The sequence below is a fragment of the Stenotrophomonas sp. SRS1 genome (assembly GCF_026130205.1).
Lineage (GTDB): Bacteria > Pseudomonadota > Gammaproteobacteria > Xanthomonadales > Xanthomonadaceae > Stenotrophomonas > Stenotrophomonas rhizophila_B.
The window spans coordinates 516,283-534,694 of sequence record NZ_JAINFD010000002.1; the positions used below are offsets into that span (position 1 = coordinate 516,283).

14 protein-coding genes are annotated in these 18,412 nt (G+C 66.3%); 12 read left to right on the forward strand and 2 right to left on the reverse strand.

Annotation, left to right across the window (positions count from 1 at the left end; translation table 11 throughout):
* Positions 1 to 7: 7 nt before the first annotated feature.
* Entirely contained in the window at positions 8 to 2,104 is a 2,097-nt protein-coding gene (locus K4043_RS08030) for a prolyl oligopeptidase family serine peptidase (RefSeq protein ID WP_265308873.1), read from the forward strand.
* Between the two features lie 166 nt (positions 2,105 to 2,270).
* Here the strand turns inward: K4043_RS08030 and K4043_RS08035 are convergent, their stop codons facing one another.
* Positions 2,271 to 3,467 (reverse strand): pyridoxal phosphate-dependent aminotransferase, encoded by a 1,197-nt coding sequence (locus tag K4043_RS08035; RefSeq protein ID WP_265308875.1) that lies wholly within the window; start codon positions 3,465 to 3,467, stop codon positions 2,271 to 2,273.
* A gap of 111 nt (positions 3,468 to 3,578) precedes the next feature.
* Between K4043_RS08035 and K4043_RS08040 the strand changes: the two genes are divergently transcribed.
* The 8 genes from K4043_RS08040 to hslU all read left to right on the forward strand — a co-directional run bounded on the left by K4043_RS08040 (position 3,579) and on the right by hslU (position 11,206).
* Positions 3,579 to 5,696, forward strand: a complete 2,118-nt coding sequence (locus tag K4043_RS08040) for a S9 family peptidase (protein WP_265308876.1) — start codon at positions 3,579 to 3,581, stop codon at positions 5,694 to 5,696.
* A 123-nt stretch (positions 5,697 to 5,819) separates the two neighbouring features.
* Positions 5,820 to 6,251 (forward strand): YbaN family protein, encoded by a 432-nt coding sequence (locus K4043_RS08045; RefSeq protein ID WP_265308877.1) that lies wholly within the window; start codon positions 5,820 to 5,822, stop codon positions 6,249 to 6,251.
* Positions 6,252 to 6,361: 110 nt separating this feature from the next.
* Entirely contained in the window at positions 6,362 to 6,607 is a 246-nt protein-coding gene (locus K4043_RS08050; RefSeq protein ID WP_265308879.1) for a lipoprotein, read from the forward strand.
* A complete protein-coding gene (gene dapF / locus K4043_RS08055; protein WP_265308880.1) occupies positions 6,600 to 7,454 on the forward strand; it encodes a diaminopimelate epimerase in 855 nt (284 codons plus the stop codon). Before K4043_RS08050 ends, dapF begins: the two co-directional genes overlap by 8 nt.
* Positions 7,451 to 8,128 carry a DUF484 family protein gene (locus K4043_RS08060; RefSeq protein WP_265308882.1) on the forward strand — a complete coding sequence of 226 codons (678 nt, stop codon included), beginning with the start codon at positions 7,451 to 7,453 and terminating at the stop codon, positions 8,126 to 8,128. The genes dapF and K4043_RS08060 overlap by 4 nt, the downstream gene beginning before the upstream one ends.
* A gap of 22 nt (positions 8,129 to 8,150) precedes the next feature.
* Positions 8,151 to 9,041 (forward strand): tyrosine recombinase XerC, encoded by an 891-nt coding sequence (gene xerC, locus K4043_RS08065; protein WP_265308883.1) that lies wholly within the window; start codon positions 8,151 to 8,153, stop codon positions 9,039 to 9,041.
* 91 nt (positions 9,042 to 9,132) lie between these two features.
* On the forward strand, positions 9,133 to 9,684 hold the full coding sequence (gene hslV, locus K4043_RS08070; RefSeq protein WP_019183676.1) for an ATP-dependent protease subunit HslV: 552 nt from the start codon (positions 9,133 to 9,135) through the stop codon (positions 9,682 to 9,684).
* A gap of 148 nt (positions 9,685 to 9,832) precedes the next feature.
* Complete coding sequence (hslU, locus tag K4043_RS08075; protein WP_121039962.1) at positions 9,833 to 11,206, forward strand: ATP-dependent protease ATPase subunit HslU; 1,374 nt, start codon at positions 9,833 to 9,835, stop codon at positions 11,204 to 11,206.
* 455 nt (positions 11,207 to 11,661) lie between these two features.
* Here hslU and K4043_RS08080 read toward each other — a convergent pair whose 3' ends face one another.
* The gene (locus K4043_RS08080; RefSeq protein WP_123730147.1) at positions 11,662 to 12,330 is read right to left on the reverse strand and encodes a TetR family transcriptional regulator; all 669 of its coding nucleotides are present in this window, start codon (positions 12,328 to 12,330) and stop codon (positions 11,662 to 11,664) included.
* 231 nt (positions 12,331 to 12,561) lie between these two features.
* On the opposite strand from K4043_RS08080, the gene smeD reads away from it, so the two are divergent.
* The 3 genes from smeD to K4043_RS08095 are packed head-to-tail and all read left to right on the forward strand — an operon-like array spanning position 12,562 to position 18,292.
* The gene (gene smeD, locus K4043_RS08085) at positions 12,562 to 13,740 is read left to right on the forward strand and encodes a multidrug efflux RND transporter periplasmic adaptor subunit SmeD (protein WP_265308884.1); all 1,179 of its coding nucleotides are present in this window, start codon (positions 12,562 to 12,564) and stop codon (positions 13,738 to 13,740) included.
* Positions 13,741 to 13,752: 12 nt separating this feature from the next.
* The gene (gene smeE, locus K4043_RS08090; RefSeq protein WP_123730149.1) at positions 13,753 to 16,899 is read left to right on the forward strand and encodes a multidrug efflux RND transporter permease subunit SmeE; all 3,147 of its coding nucleotides are present in this window, start codon (positions 13,753 to 13,755) and stop codon (positions 16,897 to 16,899) included.
* Positions 16,892 to 18,292, forward strand: coding sequence for an efflux transporter outer membrane subunit (locus tag K4043_RS08095; protein ID WP_184997208.1), 1,401 nt, complete (start codon positions 16,892 to 16,894; stop codon positions 18,290 to 18,292). Before smeE ends, K4043_RS08095 begins: the two co-directional genes overlap by 8 nt.
* The last annotated feature ends 120 nt before the right edge of the window (positions 18,293 to 18,412 follow it).

Consider the following 18,412-nt stretch of genomic DNA (forward strand, 5'->3'; position numbering starts at 1 on the left):
AGCTGCAATGTCACGATTCGCTTCCGCCTGCCTCGTGGCAGGTCTGATCTCCGCCGGTGCGGCGGGAACCGCCATGGCCGCTGACGCCCCCGCGGATAAGTACGCCTGGCTTGAAGACGTCACCGGCGACAAACCGCTGGCGTGGGTCAAGGAACAGAACGCCAAGTCCGAAGGCCGCCTGGCCTCGACCCCCGCGTTCAAGCAGATGGAGACCAGCATCCGCGAGGTGCTCGATTCCGACGCCAAGATTCCCGGCGTGCAGAAGATCGGTGACTACTACTACAACTTCTGGAAGGACAAGCAGCACGAGCGCGGCCTGTGGCGCCGCACCACGCTGGCCGAGTACCGCAAGGCCTCGCCGCAGTGGGAAACCGTCCTGGACCTGGATGCACTGAACAAGGCCGAGGGCGAGAACTGGGTCTGGCACGGCGCCGACTGCCTGCGCCCGGACTATTCGCGCTGCCTGATCGCGCTGTCGCGCGGCGGCGCCGATGCCGATGTCACCCGCGAGTTCGACCTGGCCAACAAGACCTGGATCAAGGACGGCTTCTTCCGCCCCGAGTCCAAGGGCGGCCTGAACTGGATCGACCGCGACACCGTGTTCGTCTATACCGATTTCGGTACCGGCACGATGACCACCTCCGGTTATCCGCGCGTGGCCAAGCTGTGGAAGCGCGGCACCCCGCTGACCTCGGCCTCGGTGGTCTACGAAGGCAAGCCCGATGACATGTACATCGCGGCCATGCACGACGATACCCCCGGCTATGAGCGCAACCTGGTCAGCCGCACGCTGGCCTTCTACAACAACGAGCTCTACCTGCGTGCCGACGATGGCAAGCTGACCAGGATCGATGCGCCGAACTCGGCCGAAAAGGGCCTGCGCAAGCAGTGGCTGACCCTGGAGCTGCGCGAGCCGTGGACCGTGGGCGGCAAGACCTACGCCGCCGGCTCGCTGCTGGCCACCAAGCTGGACGATTACCTTGCCGGCAAGCGTGACTTCGACGTGCTGTTCGCGCCGACCGAGACCACCTCGCTGGCCGGCACCAGCTGGACCAGGAACCATCTGGTCCTGAACGTGCTGGACGACGTGAAGAGCCGCCTGAGTGTCCTGACGCCGGGCGACACCGGCTGGAAGACGACGGCCTTCACCGGTGCGCCGTCGTTCGGCACCGTGGCCGTCGGCGCGGTGGATGCCGATGACAGCGATGCGGTGTGGATGACCGTCACCGATTACCTGACCCCAACCACTTTGGCCATTGCCGAGATCGGCAAGCAGCCTGAAGTGCTCAAGACCATGCCGGCGTTCTTCAATGCCGATGGCAAGGTGATCGAGCAGCACTTCGCCACCAGCAAGGATGGCACCCGCGTGCCGTACTTCGTGGTGCATCGCAAGGACATGAAGCTGGACGGCTCCAACCCGACGCTGCTGTACGGCTACGGTGGCTTCGAGATATCGCTGACCCCGTCCTACTCCGGTGGCATGGGGCGCGCGTGGCTGGAGAAGGGCGGCGTGTACGTGGTCGCCAATATCCGCGGCGGTGGCGAGTATGGCCCGCGCTGGCACCAGGCGGCGCTCAAGCAGAACCGTCACAAGGCGTATGAAGACATGGCCGCGGTCGCACGCGATCTGGTCAGCCGCAAGATCACCTCGGCCAAGCACCTGGGCGTGCAGGGTGGCAGCAACGGTGGCCTGCTCACCGGCAACATGCTGACCCAGTACCCGGAGCTGTTCGGTGCGGTGGTGGTGCAGGTTCCGCTGCTGGACATGAAGCGTTACAGCCACCTGCTGGCCGGCGCGTCGTGGATGGCCGAATACGGCAATCCGGATACGGCCGATTGGGCGTTCATCAAGACCTTCTCGCCGTACCACCTGTTCGATGCCAGCAAGACTTACCCGCCGGTGCTGTTCACCACCTCCACCCGCGATGACCGTGTGCATCCGGCGCATGCCCGCAAGATGGCGGCCAAGATGATCGACGCCGGCAAGAACGTGACTTACTACGAGAACATCGAAGGCGGTCACGGCGGTGCGGCGAACAATGCGCAGGCCGCGCATATGTCGGCTTTGGCCTATAGCTTCCTGTGGGAGCAGCTCTCCAAGTAAGCTCGGGGTGCTCGACGGCCAGGGGCGGTCGAGCAGCCGGCAGGGAGTGAGCCTGCCGCAGACGTTGTAGCCCCCTGGAGAAGACTCCGGGTGGTGGGGCGTCAGGTTGGCTCCACCCCATGTTCAGCGCCACGCAGCGATGCGTGGCGTTTTTTTTATGGGCCGCTCACCGCACCCATGTTTCCAGCCCGCGCGCGATGCGGCGTACCGCTTCTTCCAGGCGAGGCACGTCCTGCGTGTAGGCCAGCCGCACATGCGCGTTGGCGCGGTGGTGGCCAAAGTCCAGGCCCGGCGTGAAGGCCACATGCTCCGTTTCCAGGAAATGCGCGCAGAACGCCTGCGCGTCATCGGTGAAGGCACTCACGTCGGCGTACAGATAGAACGCGCCTTCCGGCTCCACTGCGATGCGGAAGCCCAGCGCACGCAGCGCTGGCAGCAGGTAATCGCGACGCTCGCGGAACGCCGCGCGCCGCTGCTCGAAGATCGCGGTCGCGTCCGGCTCGAAACACGCCAGCGCCGCATGCTGGGCGATGCTCGAGGCGCTGATGTACAGATTCTGCGCGAGCTTCTCCAGCTCACGCACCGCCTGCGGCGGCGCCACCAGCCAGCCCAGGCGCCAGCCGGTCATCCCGTAGTACTTGGAGAAACTGTTGAGAACGAACGCTTCATCATCGACCTGCAGCACGCTGGCGGCGTCCATGCCGTAGGTGAGGCCGTGGTAGATCTCATCCACCACCAGATGCCCGCCGCGTGCCTTCAGGGACTGCGACAGCGCCGCGAGCTGCGCCGCCGAGAGCACGGTGCCGGTCGGATTGGCCGGGGAGGCGACCAGCGCACCCACGCTGTCCGCGTTCCACTGCCGTGCCACCAGCTCCGGCGTCAGCTGGTAGGCCGTCTCCGGCCCGACCGGCACCAGCTGCGCGGCCCCTTCCACCAACCGCAGGAAGTGCCGGTTGCACGGGTAGCCGGGATCGGCCAGCAACCAGTGCTTGCCGGGATCGACCAGCAGACTGCTGGCCAGCAACAGCGCGCCCGAGCCACCCGGCGTGACCAGGATCCGCTCGGGGTCGATGTGTACCTGGTAGCGATCCTTATAGAAGCCCGCAATCGCCTCGCGCAGCGCGGGCAGGCCGCGGGCCGCGGTGTAGCGGGTGTGGCCGGCCGCGAGCGCGGCCTGGCCGGCGCGCACGATCGGTGCGGCGGTGGTGAAGTCCGGCTCGCCGATCTCCAGGTGGATCACATCGTGGCCAGCCTGCTCCAGCGCCTGCGCGCGGGCCAGCAGCGACATGACGTGGAAGGGTTCGATGTCCTGGCTGCGGCGGCTGTAGCCGGTGCCGGTCGGGGGCGTGCGGGAAGTATCCATGGCCTGATGATAGGCGCAGTGACCAACGACAGGCTTGCTGCTGGACCACCCGCCAGCACAGACTGCACGGACACGGACGCCATTGCATTCCCCCGCCAGGAACCTTATCTCGTGAAACCCGCCCTTTGTTTACTGGTTGCCAGCCTCATGACCTCCAACGTGCACGCCGCCCCCGCGCTGACCCCGCCCGACGCCGAGAAGCACCCGCACACGGTGAAGGCTCCCTTTGGCGCGACCCGCAGCGACGATTACTACTGGCTGCGCGACGACAAGCGCGAAGACACGAAGATGCTGGCCTACCTGAATGCGGAGAACGCCTACACCGATCAGGTGGTGGCCCCGCTCAAGCCACTGGAAGACACCCTGTACAAGGAGATCGTCGCCCGCATCAAGCAGGACGATGCCAGCGTGCCCTCGCGTGACCGCGGCTACTGGTATTACACCCGCTTCGAAACCGGCAAGGACTACCCGATCCAGGCGCGCCGCAAGGGCAGCATGGAGGCGCCGGAAGAGATCCTGCTCGACATCAACACGATGGCCGAGGGCAAGGGCTACTTCAACGTGGGCGATGCCGATGTCAGCCAGGACAACCACCTGTTGGCCTGGGCCGAGGACGATGTCGGCCGCCGCCAGTACGTGATCCGTTTCAAGGACCTGCGCACCGGTGAGGTGCTGCCGGATCGCATCGAGAACGTCTCGCCCAACGTTGTCTGGGCCGATGACAACCGCACCCTGTTCTACGTCGAGAATGATCCGGACACCCTGCTCACCGTGCGCGTCAAAAAGCATGTACTGGGCACCCCGGCCAGCAGCGACGTGCTCGTGTATGAAGAGAAGGACGACAGCTTCTACATGGGCGTCGGCCGCACCCGCGATGATCGTTTCCTGACCATCGAGCTGCACAGCACGGTGAGCTCGGAAACCCGCTACGCCCCGGCTGCCGACCCGCAGACGTTCACGGTGCTGGCGCCGCGTGCGCGCGATGTGGAATACGACGCCGACCACTTCAATGGTCGCTGGGTGATCCGCACCAACGCTGCGGATGCGAAGAACTTCAAGATCGTCACCGCACCCAGCGATGCCACCGCGCGCAGCCAGTGGAAGGACTGGGTCGCGCACGATGACGCCGTGCTGATCGAAGGCTTCGAACTGTTCGACGGCTTCACCGCGATCGCCGAGCGTTCCAACGGCCTGGAACGCGTGCGCCTGCTGTTCCCGGATGGCCGCCAGGATTATGTCAAGGCGGATGAGCCGGCCTATTCGATGGGGTTGGCCGCCAACAGCGAGCACGACACCCCGTGGCTGCGTTACGCCTACACCTCGCTGACCACGCCGACCACCACCTACGAGCTCAACACCGTCACCGGTGAACGCCGCCAGCTCAAGCAGCAGCCGGTGATCGGCTATGACCCGTCGCAGTACACCACCGAGCGCGTGTGGGTGACGGCCCGCGATGGCGTCAAGGTGCCGGTGTCGCTGGTCTACCGCAACGGTTTCAAGAAGGACGGCACCGGCGCGCTGTACCAGTACGCCTACGGCAGCTACGGCATGTCGATGGATCCGGGTTTCAACCAGACCGTGGTCAGCCTGCTCGATCGCGGCGTGGTGTATGCCATCGCCCACATCCGCGGCGGCCAGGAAATGGGCCGTGCGTGGTATGAGGACGGCAAGCTGCTCAAGAAGCAGAACACCTTCAACGATTTCGTCGATGTCACCCGCGAGCTGGTCCGTCAGGGCTATGCCGCCAAGGATCGTGTCGCCGCCTCCGGTGGCAGCGCCGGTGGTCTGTTGATGGGCGCGGTGGCCAACCAGGCGCCGCAGGACTATCGCGTGATGGTCGCCCAGGTGCCGTTCGTCGATGTGGTCACCACCATGCTCGACGCCAGCATCCCGCTGACCACCAACGAGTATGACGAGTGGGGCAACCCGGAGCAGCGCGAGTATTACGACTACATGCTCACGTACTCGCCCTACGACAACGTCAGCAAGCAGGCGTACCCGGCCCTGTTCGTCGGCACTGGCCTGTGGGATTCGCAGGTGCAGTACTGGGAGCCGGCCAAGTGGGTGGCCAAACTGCGCGATGACAACACCGGCCACTTCCCGATCGTGTTCCGCACCAACATGGAAGCCGGCCACGGTGGCAAGTCCGGCCGCTTCCAGCGTTACCACGAGCTGGCCGAGTCGTACGCGTTCGTGCTCGACCAGCTTGGCGTGACCACGTCCCGGTAATGCCGGCCGGCGGCCGGCAACCTCGGTGGGTCGGCGATTTCCATTGGCCGACGACCTCGTGTCGTCGGCCACTGCAGTGAGGCCGCCATCGCGGCGGCCCGTCCGGGTCGCTATGCTGACACCATGTCCCGGCCCGAACGCCCCGTGGTTTCCGAAGCGCCAGCTGAGCGGCGACGGGTGCGTTTCCGCTGGGCGTGGTGGCTGCTGGCCTATGTCAGCCTGGGCACCGGCATCGTCGGCATCTTCGTGCCGGGTCTGCCCACCAGCGTGTTCATCCTGATCTCGGCCTGGGCCGCCTCGCGCGGCTCCGAGCGCCTGCACAACCGTCTGCTGGCGCACCCGCAGTTCGGCCCGGCGATCCGCAACTGGCAGGCGCACGGCGCGGTCAGCCGTCGCGGCAAATGGATGGCGACCCTGACCATGGCAGTGTGCGCGGGCATCATGCTGTGGTGCGTGCCGATCGCCTGGGTCAAGTGGCTCTCCATCGGCAGCATGACCTGCGTGGCGCTGTGGCTGTGGTCCCGGCCGCTGCCGCCGGAGGATGGGCTCCGGTAGTGCCGGCCAGCGGGCGGCAATACCGGTGTGCCTCCAAGGGCGTGATTGCTGCGTTGCCCGTTCATCCTGCCAGCACCCAAGCGCTCAAACACCGCGGCTATACTCGGAGGATGAAGACATCCCCCCGTACCCTCATCTCCCTGACGCTGGCCGCCTCGGCGCTGCTGGTGCTGTCGGCCTGTGGCAACAAGGGCCCGTTGGTCCTGCCGCAGAAGCCGGTCCCGGTCGAAGAACAGCTGGTTGAACCGGCCGCCGACGACGCCACGCCGCCGGCTGCCGATGCCGATACCGATTCCCCGGTGGTTCCTGATCCCGTGGAAGCCCCGGCGCTGAAGGTCGATGACGGGAATGAGTAAGCCGAACACCTCCGCGGCGCTGCGCTTCACCAAGATGCATGGCGCCGGCAATGATTTCGTGGTGTTGGACCTGCGCGATGGCGGCGCGCCGCCGGATGCTGCGCTGGCCGCGCGTCTGGCCGATCGCCACACCGGCGTGGGCTGCGACCAGATCCTGACCATCGAGCCGCCCAAGGCAGAAGGCTCGGTCGCCTCGTACCGGATCTGGAATGCCGATGGCAGCATGTCCGAGCAATGCGGCAACGGCGCGCGCTGCGTCGCGGCCTGGCTGGTGCGTGATGGCGCGGCTGCCGGCAGCACCTTCGCGATCGACAGCCCGGTCACCACCCATGCAGTCGAACGGCTGGGCGAAGACCAGTACGCGGTGGCAATGGGTGTGCCGCGTTTCGAGCCGGAGAACGTGCCGCTGATCGGCTTCGCCCGCGCCCGCGAGGAATACCTGCTGCCGCTGCAGGGCGACACGGTGCGCTTCGGCGCGGTCTCGATGGGCAACCCGCATGCCGTGATCGAAGTGGGCCTGGTCGATGCCGCTCCGGTCGAGCGTTTGGGGCCGCTGCTGCAGCAGCACGCCTCGTTCCCGAAATCGGTCAACGTCGGTTTCGTGCAGGTGCTCAGCCCGCAGCACGCGCGCCTGCGCGTTTATGAGCGTGGCGCCGGAGAAACCCTGGCCTGCGGCAGTGGTGCCTGCGCCGCGGCCGTGGTGATGATGCAGCGCGGTCGCCTGCAGCGCGATGCCACGATGTCGCTGCCCGGCGGCGATCTGCGCATCCGCTGGCCGGCCGACGATGCACAGATCGTGATGTCTGGCCCCGCAGCCTTCGTCTTTGATGGAGAGTGGAACGCATGAGCGAGACCGCCGAGAAAATCGGGTCGCACGAAGTAGCCGCCTGGCTGCGTCGGCATCCGACCTTCCTGAAGCAGTTCCCGGACCTGGCCCTGACCCTGGTGGTGCCGCGCGATGACGGCCCCACCGCGTCACTGGCGAGCTACCAGCTGGACGTGCTGCGCGACAAGAACCGTGAGCTGTCGCGACGGCTGGCCGATCTGGCCGCCAATGCACAGATCAACGAGCGCTTGGCGGTCCGCACGCACCAGCTGACCCTGGCACTGATGAAACAGGACTCGGCGGCAGACACCCTGCGGGCCATGGCCGCCTCGCTGGAAGAGGATTTCGCCGGAGATCTGGTCCGCTTGATCGTGCTGCATCCCGTCGCCGGGCTGGAACAGGCGCCGTGGCTGCAGGTGATCGAAGAAAGCAGCCCGCTGCTCGGTGTGTTCCGCGATTGCCTCAAGGATGGCGAGCCGATCTGTGGCCGCCTGCAGGCGGAGAAGAACACCGTGCTGTACGCCGGGCGCGCCGAGGAAGTGCAGTCCAGCGCGCTGCTGCCGCTGCCAGGTGTTGGCCTGATCGCGGTCGGCAGCCATGATGGCAATCGGTTCTACCCGGGCATGGGCACGCTGTTCCTGCGCATGATGGGCGAATCGCTGGTCGTCGCGCTGCAGCGCTTCTCCTCGCCATAACGTTCCTTCGAGCGGAGTCGCCGTGAGTACCGCGCAGGACTTCCTGTCGCACCTTCAAGTGGAGCGCCGCATGTCGGCGCACACGCTGGATGCCTACCGTCGCGATCTCGATGCACTCGCGGCGTGGTCGGATGGTCAGGGTGCGGTGATCGATACGCTGGATAGTGCGCAGCTGCGCCAGTTCATCGCTGCCGAACACCGCCGTGGGCTGTCGCCCACCTCGCTGCAGCGCCGGCTTTCGGCGTGCCGCAGTTTCTACGCGTGGCTGCTCAAGCACCACCGCATCGCCGCCAATCCGGCCACGGGCCTGAAAGCGCCCAAGGCGCCGCGCAAACTGCCGCAGGTGCTCGATGCCGATGAAGCGGTGCAGCTGGTCGAACTGCCCACCGATGCGCCGCTCGGCCTTCGCGATCGCGCGCTGCTGGAGCTGTTCTATTCCTCCGGGCTGCGCCTGAGCGAACTGTGCGCGCTGATCTGGCGCGACCTGGATTTCGATACCGGGCTGGTCAACGTACTGGGCAAGGGCAACCGCGAGCGCCGCGTGCCGTTCGGTTCGCATGCGCGCACCGCACTGCAGGGCTGGCGGGCCGACAGCGGCGGCGCGGCAACCGCACCGGTATTTCCCGGGCGCAAGGGCGGGCCCATCACCCAGCGCGCCGTGCAGATCCGCATCCGCCAGCTGGCCCAGCGCCAGGGCCTGTTCAAACACGTACACCCGCATATGCTGCGGCACAGCTTCGCCAGCCACATCCTGGAGTCCTCCGGTGATCTGCGCGGTGTGCAGGAGCTGCTCGGCCATGCCGATATCGCCACCACGCAGATCTATACCCACCTGGATTTCCAGCATCTGGCCAAGGTCTACGATGCCGCGCACCCGCGTGCCAAGCGCCGCAAGAGCGGCAACGAAAGCTGAATCGATCCGCTGCGGCATCCGGGCGCAGGGCAGGGCGGGTTGAAGCGTCGGGCAGAGACCCCACCTCAGTCTTTGTCACCCCGGAGGCTCCATGGACCCCAGTCAGAACCCCAACGTATTTCATGCCACCACCATCATCTCGGTGCGGCGCAACGGGCATGTCGCCGTCGCCGGCGATGGCCAGGTCACGCTCGGCCACACGGTGATGAAGGGCAACGCCCGCAAGGTGCGCCGTCTGGGTCGCGAGGGCCAGGTGCTGGCCGGTTTCGCCGGCGCTGCCGCCGATGCCTTCACCCTGTTCGAGCTGTTCGAGGCCAAGCTGGAAAAGCACGGCCAGCTGCAGCGTGCTGCAGTGGAACTGGCCAAGGATTGGCGCACCGAGCGCCGCCTGGGCAAGCTCGAAGCGCTGCTCGCCGTCGCCGACAAGGACACCTCGCTGATCATCAGCGGCACCGGTGATGTGATCGAACCGGAAGACGGCATCATCGCGATCGGTTCCGGTGGCTCCTACGCCCTGTCGGCCGCCCGCGCGCTGATGGCGCATACCGAACTGGACGCCCGCACGATTGCCACCGAGTCGATCAACATCGCCGGCGACATCTGCATCTACACCAATCGCAACGTGGTGGTCGAGGAGCTTTGACCCGAAGGGTCAACGCTCGGTAGAGCCACGCCATGCGTGGCTGCGGTATCCGGTCAGCCACGCATGGCGTGGCTCCACATCAGCGTTACGTCGCTGCCAGGCAGGCCGGTGATACGACATTCCACCCCATATCCTCGTGAGCACACCCATGCCGCACAAGATTGAAGTTTCGTCCGCCACCATGACCCCGCGCGAGATCGTGCAGGAACTGGACCGGCACATCGTCGGCCAGCACGACGCCAAGCGCGCGGTCGCCATCGCGCTGCGCAACCGCTGGCGCCGCATGCAGCTGCCGGCCGAGCTGCGCAACGAAGTCATGCCCAAGAACATCCTGATGATCGGCCCGACCGGCGTCGGCAAGACCGAGATCGCGCGTCGCCTGGCCACGCTGGCCAATGCGCCGTTCGTCAAGGTGGAAGCCACCCGTTTCACCGAGGTCGGCTATGTCGGCAAGGACGTGGAGCAGATCATCCGCGACCTGGCCGACACCGCGGTCAAGCTGTATCGCGAGCAGGCCAAGGTCCGCGTGCGCACCCAGGCCGAAGAGCGCGCCGAAGACCGCATCCTGGATGCATTGCTCCCGCGCCGCAGCACCGGTATCGGCTTTGATGCCGAGGCCGCGCGCAACGAGCCGTCCGCGCAGGACAACGAGACCCGCATCAAGTTCCGCCGCATGCTGCGCAACGGTGAGCTGGACGAGCGCGAGATCGAACTGGAAGTGTCGGCCAACGTCAGCATGGACATCATGACCCCGCCGGGCATGGAGGAAATGGGGCAGCAGCTGCGCCAGATGTTCTCCAGCATGGGCGGTGCGAAGGCACAGAAGCGCACGCTGTCGATCAAGGCCGCGCGTCCGCTGTTGATCGAGGAAGAGGCCGGCAAGCTGGTCAACGAAGACGATATCCGCAGCGCGGCGATCGAAGCCTGCGAGCAGCACGGCATCGTGTTCATCGATGAGATCGACAAGGTCGCCAAGCGCGGTGACAACGTCGGTGGCGGCGATGTGTCGCGCGAGGGCGTGCAGCGCGATCTGCTGCCGCTGGTGGAAGGCTCCAACGTGTCCACCAAGTACGGCACGATCAAGACCGACCACATCCTGTTCATCGCCTCCGGTGCGTTCCACCTGGCCAAGCCCAGCGATCTGATCCCGGAGCTGCAGGGTCGTTTCCCGATCCGCGTGGAACTGGGCGCGCTGAGCAAGCAGGACTTCGTGCGCATCCTGACCGAGCCGAAGGCCGCGCTGACCAAACAGTACGAAGCGCTGCTGCAGACCGAAGGTGTCTCGATGAAGTTCACCGTCGATGCGGTGGACCGCCTGGCCGAGATCGCCTTCCAGGTGAACGAGCGTCAGGAAAACATCGGCGCGCGCCGCCTGCACACGGTGCTGGAGCGCCTGCTGGATACGCTGAGCTATGAAGCCCCGGACCGCGATGGCGAGACCATCAGCATCGATCAGGCCTACGTCGACGCGCACCTGGGTGAGCTGGTGCAGGATCCGGACTTGAGCCGCTACATCCTGTAACGGCGCGCAACGATCGGGTGGTAGGAAGAACGGCGGCACTTCGGTGTCGCCGTTTTTTTTGCTTCTTCTGTCAAAGGCTGTCTCCGTTTGGGACTGCCGCGAGCGTGAGGGCCCCGCAGCGACCGGCAGGCCCCTCGGCAAATGTCCCCCGGCCGCCGCCGTCAGGCGACGGCCTCCTCCTTGATTTTGCCCAGGGACCTGCCGGCCGCTACGGGGCTAAGCGTGCTGTCCGCGTGCGACAAAGCAGACCTTCCGGTGGACGCCAGAGCGCTGGACACGTGGGTCGCGACGCCCTTGTGGGCGAAATAAAGGAGGAGGCGGCGGCCGAAGGCCGACGCCGGGGGACATTCGCCGACAAGGGCGTCGTGGCCCAGCGCCCGACCAGCTCACCGACCTTGCCCGCAAAGATTCAGGCGCGCATGGCGCATGCCACGACGGTGTCGCCGTTTTCTACCTCAGGCGTCGTCGTCGGTTGGCAGGGCGGTTGGCGGGGCGCCCGGGGTGAATACACCCGGCTGCACGAATGCGCTGAGGATCGCATCCAGCGTCTGCGCGCCATCGCGCTGGATCTCGAACAGCTCAGGTTCCAGCATCGCGCTATACAGCACCCCGGTCAGGCTGGTGCTCACGATGCGCGCCACCGTGTCCACGTCCACCCCCTCGCGCAGCTGCCCCAACTCCCGCGCGCGCTGGAACGCGGCCGCGAAGATGCCCAGCTCTTCGCGCGATGCCTCCAGCTGCAGCGCCTGCATTGCCTGGCTTTCCACAGACAGATCGTTGCGCAGCATGATTTCCATCATGTTGCGCAGACGCTCGTCCTCGGACAACTCCTGGAATGACACCAGCAGTGCCGAGCGCAGGTCCAGGATCGGTGTGGTGCGCTTGGCCGAGGTGGTGCGTCGCAGCCGCTCGATGAACGGCACGCGCTCGCGATCGATCATCGCGGTCAGCACTTCGGTCTTGTTCTTGAAGTGCCAGTACACCGCGCCGCGGGTGAATCCGGCGCGCGCACCGATCATCGCCAGGCTGGTGCCGGCGACCCCGTATTCATGGAAACAGAGCTGAGCCGCGTCGAGGATGCCCTCGCGGGTGGCCTGCGCCTCTTCTTTGGTTTTTCTGGCCATTGCGCTGTGCAGTTGCTGGATGAAACCGGCCTGAATTGTACCGCTTTACAAACAAACATGCATGTATGTATATTTGCGCCCCACTGATCCTCAGCGAGGACTGCCTGTGAAAGCCGGCGGGTCTCGTTTCGGATATTTGTCGTCATTTGCTGCCTGTTTGTCGTCATTCTTCGCTTTTATCGGAAGTTGGGCTGCAGGCGCGCCCTTTTCCGTCTGCGAGCCCCTACCGCCATGTCCAGAACCCCGTACCGTCTTCTCGCGCTGTCCCTCGCGATCGCCCTGACCGTGTCCGCCTGTGGCGGTGGTGAGCAGGAGGGTCCGCAGGGCGGACCCGGCCAGGTGACCGTGGCCACCCTCAAGGCCGAGAAGGTCGGGCTGACCCGCGAGCTGCCGGGCCGCACCAATGCCTTCCTGGTCGCCGAAGTGCGCCCGCAGGTCAACGGCATCGTGGCCAAGCGGCTGTTCACCGAAGGCGGCCTGGTCACGGCCGGGCAGCCGCTGTATCAGCTCGATGACGCCAGCTATCGCGCCCAGGCCAACAGCGCCCGTGCCCAGCTGGCCCGCGCCGAAGCCACCGCCAATGCCGCCCGCCTGAGCGCCAAGCGCATCGGCGAGCTGGCCAAGGTCGAGGCGGTCAGCACCCAGGACAACGAAAACGCGATCGCTGCGCTCAAGCAGGCCGAAGCCGATGTCGGCGCCGCGCGTGCCTCGCTGGACGCCGCCAATGTGACGCTGGGTTATGCGCGCATCACCGCGCCGATCAGCGGCCGCATCGGCAAGTCCTCGGTGACCCAGGGCGCGCTGGTCAGCGCCGGCCAGGCCGAAGCGCTGGCCACAGTGCAGCAGTTGAACCCGATCTATGTCGACCTGACCCAGTCCGCCAGTGAGCTGCTGCAGCTGCGCCGCGAACTGGCCAGCGGCCGTCTGCAGGACAACCAGACCCTGCCGGTGACGATCCTGCTCGATGACGGCACCGAGTTCGATCACAAGGGCACGCTGGAATTCTCTGAAGTCAGCGTGGATCCGACCACCGGCAGCTACGCGCTGCGGGTCAAGGTCGAGAACCCGGACCAGGTGCTGATGCCGGGCATGTACGTGCGCGCCCAGGTCGGCAGCGGTGTGCGCGACAACGCGATCCTGGTGCCGATGCAGGGCATCGCCCGCGATCCCAAGGGCGATACCAGCGCCATGGTGGTCGGCAAGGACGACAAGGTCGAAGTGCGGCAGGTCAAGGTCAGCCGTTCGCTCGGCGACAAGTGGCTGGTCGAAGACGGGCTGAAGGCGGGTGACAAGGTCATCGTCGAAGGCCTGCAGAAGATCCAGCCGGGCATGCCCGTGCAGGCCACCGAAATGGGCGCGGCCCCGGCCAAGCCGGCCGCCGCGCCGGCGGCTCCCGCCGCCCAGCAGTAACCGGAGAATTCCATGGCACGTTTCTTCATTGATCGCCCCATCTTCGCGTGGGTGATTGCGATCATCATCATGCTCGCCGGTGGCCTGGCGGTGCTCAAGCTGCCGGTGTCGATGTACCCGGAAGTGGCACCGCCGGCCGTCGAGATCAGCGCCAGCTACCCGGGTGCATCGGCCAAGGTGGTCGAGGACTCGGTGACGCAGATCATCGAGCAGAACATGAAAGGCCTGGATGGCCTGATCTACTTCTCGTCCAACAGCTCGGCCAACGGCCAGGCGACCATCACCCTCACCTTCGAGAGCGGGACCAACCCGGATATCGCGCAGGTGCAGGTGCAGAACAAGCTGCAGCTGGCCATGCCGCTGCTGCCGCAGGAAGTGCAGCGGCAGGGCATCAACGTCGCCAAGTCGAGCAGCGGCTTCCTGCAGGTGCTCGGCTTCGTCTCTGAAGACGGCAGCATGGATGCCAACGACATCTCCGATTACGTCGGCTCCAACATCGTCGATCCGCTGAGCCGCGTGCCAGGCGTGGGCAACATCCAGGTGTTCGGTGGCAAGTACGCCATGCGCATCTGGCTGGACCCCAACAAGCTGCACACCTACAAGCTGTCCACTGCCGAAGTGATCGCCGCGATCACCGCGCAGAACGCGCAGGTCGCCATCGGTCAGCTCGGCGGCGCGCCGTCGATCAAAGGCCAGCAGCTCAACGCGACCATCAACGCGCAGGACCGCCTGCAGACGCCGGAGCAGTTCCGCAACATCATCGTGCGCAGCGCGCAGGACGGTGCCGAACTGCGCCTCTCAGATGTTGCCCGCGTCGAGCTGGGTGCTGAGTCGTACGACTTCGTGACCCGTTACAACGGCAAGCCGTCGTCGGGTATCGCGATCACGCTGGCGACCGGCGCCAACGCGCTGGACACCGCCAATGGCGTGCGTGCGGCGCTGGATGAGATGGAGCCGAACTTCCCGGCCGGCCTGAAGGCCGTGGTGCCGTATGACACCACGCCGTTCGTACAGGTCTCGATCAAGGGCGTCATCAAGACCCTGATCGAAGCCATCGTACTGGTGTTCCTGGTGATGTACCTGTTCCTGCAGAACTTCCGCGCGACCCTGATCCCCACGATCGCGGTGCCGGTGGTGCTGCTGGGCACGTTCGGCATCCTGGCCGCGCTGGGCTTCTCGGTGAACATGTTGACCATGTTCGCGATGGTGCTGGCGATTGGCCTGCTGGTCGATGACGCGATCGTCGTGGTGGAGAACGTCGAGCGGATCATGTCCGAAGAGGGCCTGTCACCGCTGGAAGCGACACGCAAATCGATGACCCAGATCACCGGCGCACTGGTCGGCATCGGCCTGGTGCTGTCGGCGGTGTTCGTGCCGATGGCCTTCATGAGCGGCGCCACCGGCGTCATCTACCGCCAGTTCTCGGCCACGATCGTCTCGGCGATGGCGCTGTCGGTGCTGGTCGCGATCGTACTGACCCCGGCGCTGTGCGCCACGATGCTCAAGCCGCTCAAGAAGGGCGAGCACCACGTGGCCCACAAGGGCTGGTCGGGGCGTTTCTTCAACGCGTTCAACCGCGGTTTCGACCGTTCCAGCAATGGCTATCAGCGTGGCGTGCGCGGCATTCTCGGCCGTCCGTGGCGTTTCATGGGCGTGTTCGCCGCGCTGGCGCTGGTGATGGGCCTGCTGTTCATGCGCCTGCCCAGCTCGTTCCTGCCCAACGAAGACCAGGGCATCCTGATGGCGCTGGTGCAGACCCCGGTCGGTGCCACCCAGGAGCGCACCCTGGAATCGATCGACAAGCTCGAAAAGCACTTCATGGAGAACGAGGCCGACGCGATCGAGTCGATCTTCTCGGTGCAGGGCTTCAGCTTCGCCGGCATGGGCCAGAACGCGGGCATGGCCTTCGTCAAGCTCAAGGACTGGAAGGACCGCGATGCCGATCAGGGCGCAATGCCGGTCACCGGTCGCGCGATGGCGGCGCTGGGCGGAATCAAGGATGCCTTCATCTTCGCCTTCCCGCCGCCGGCGATGCCGGAGCTGGGCATCGGCTCGGGGTACACGTTCTTCCTGAAAGACACCAGTGGTGCCGGTCACCAGGCGCTGCTGGATGCACGCAACCAGCTGCTCGGCATGGCCGGGCAGAGCAAGCTGCTGGCCAACGTGCGCCCCAACGGCCAGGAAGACACCCCGCAGCTGCGCATCGACATCGACGTCGGCAAGGCCAGTGCGCTCGGCCTGTCGCTGGAGGCGGTCAACACCACCCTCGCCGCGGCCTGGGGCAGCAGCTACATCGATGACTTCATCGACCGTGGCCGGGTCAAGCGCGTGTATGTGCAGTCCGATGCGCCGTTCCGCATGAATCCGGAAGACTTCAACCTGTGGTCGGTGAAGAACACGGCCGGTGAGATGGTGCCGTTCTCGGCCTTCGCCAGCCAGCGCTGGGATTACGGTTCGCCGCGTCTGGAGCGCTACAACGGCGTGTCCGCGATGGAAATCCAGGGCGAGCCGGCGCAGGGCGTGGCCTCGGGCGATGCGATGAACGAAGTGGAGAAACTGGCCAAGCAGTTGCCGGCCGGTTTCGATATCGAGTGGACCGCGCTGTCCTACCAGGAACGCCAGGCGGGCTCGCAGACGCCGCTGCTGTACACGCTGTCGCTGCTGATCGTGTTCCTGTGCCTGGCCGCGCTGTACGAAAGCTGGAGCGTGCCGACCTCGGTGCTGCTGGTGGCGCCGCTGGGCATCCTCGGTGCGGTGCTGGCCAACACCATGCGTGGCATGGAGCGCGACATCTACTTCCAGGTGGCGATGCTGACCACGGTGGGTCTGACCAGTAAAAACGCGATCCTGATCGTGGAGTTCGCCAAGGAAAACCTGGAGAAGGGCGCCGGCCTGATCGAGGCGACGATGCACGCTGTGCGTGACCGTCTGCGCCCGATCATCATGACCTCGCTGGCCTTCGGCCTGGGCGTGCTGCCGCTGGCGATCGCCTCCGGTGCCGGTTCCGGCGCACAGCAGGCCATCGGTACCGGTGTGCTCGGCGGCATGCTGGTCGGCACGGTGCTGGGTGTGTTCTTCATCCCGCTGTTCTTCGTGGTGGTGCAGCGCGTGTTCAATCGCAAGAAGTACGGCAAGAACGCCGGAGGTTCCGATGCGTAAGCCCATGATGGCCAGCCTGGCGCTGGCGGTGAGCCTGGTGCTGTCCGGCTGCTCGACGCTGGAGCCGCGCAGCACCGAAGTCGCCCCGGCGATTCCCTCGCAGTGGCCGGTGGCGGCCACCGCAGGCGCGCAGGGCGCCGCACCGGCGGATGTCGCCGACATCGGCTGGCGCGATTTCTTCGTCGACCCGCGCCTGCAGGCGGTGATCACCCAGTCGCTGGAGAACAACCGCGACCTGCGCGTGGCCGTGCTCAATGTCGAGCGTGCCCGCGCGCAGTACCGGATCCAGCGCGCTGACCGCGTGCCGGCGATCGGTGTGCAGGGCCAGATGACCCGCAGTGGCGGCGATGCCCCGGTGACCGAGCAGTTCAGTGCCAACCTCGGCGTGGTCGAGTTCGAACTGGATCTGTTCGGCCGCGTGCGCAATCTCAGCCAGGCGGCGCTGCAGCAGTACTTCGCCGAAGCGGCCAATCGCCGCAGTGCGCAGCTGTCGCTGGTGGCCGAGGTCGCCAACGCGTGGCTGACCCTCGGCGCGGACAGCGAGCAGCTGCGGATCGCCCAAGCGACGCTGGCCACCTATGAAGATTCGCTGCGCCTGACCGAGGCCCGCCGTCAGCTCGGTGGCGCCTCCGCGCTGGAACTGAGCCAGACCCGCACCCTGGTGGAAACCGCGCGTACCGACGTGGCGCGCTTTGCCGGGCAGGTCGCGCAGGACCGCAATGCACTGGTGCTGCTGGCCGGTGGGCCGGTCGATGCCGCGCTGCTGCCGCAGGCCGAGGTGACCGACGTCGCCAGCGTTCGGCCGCTGCCGGCCGGCGTCCCGGGCGATGTACTGCTGCGGCGGCCGGACGTGATGGCCGCCGAGCACGTGCTGCTCTCGGCCAATGCCAACATCGGCGCCGCGCGCGCGGCATTCTTCCCGTCGATCAGCCTGACCGGCAACATCGGGTCGGCTTCGTCGGAGCTGTCGGGTCTGTTCGACAGTGGCACGCGCGTGTGGAGTTTCATTCCAAAGCTCAACCTGCCGATCTTCCAGGGGGGCAAGCTGCGCGCCAATCTGGGCATGGCCACCGCCGATCGCGACATCGCGCTGGCGCAGTACGAGAGGGCGATCCAGTCCGGCTTCCGTGAGGCGGCCGATGCGCTGGCCCTCAACGAGAGCCTGGATGCGCAGCTGTCGTCGCAGCAGGCGTTGGTGGCGGCGGCGGAGCAGGCGCAGCGGTTGTCGCAGGCCCGCTATGACGCCGGCCTGGACAGCTTCCTGACCCTGCTGGATGCGCGGCGCACGGCGTACACCGCACGGCAGTCGCTGGTCAGCACGCAGCTGGCCCAGCAGTCCAATCAGGTGGCGTTGTACAAGGTGCTCGGGGGCGGTTGGCACGAGCGCGGGTGAGGGATCACAGGTGCGGCCACGGGGCCGCACCTGTGCCCGTCACTGCGCAAGGGTGTCTTGGCGACACGATGTGTGAGGCTGTGCGGTTTCATCAGGCACGACCGGCGGGGGCCGGGGTGC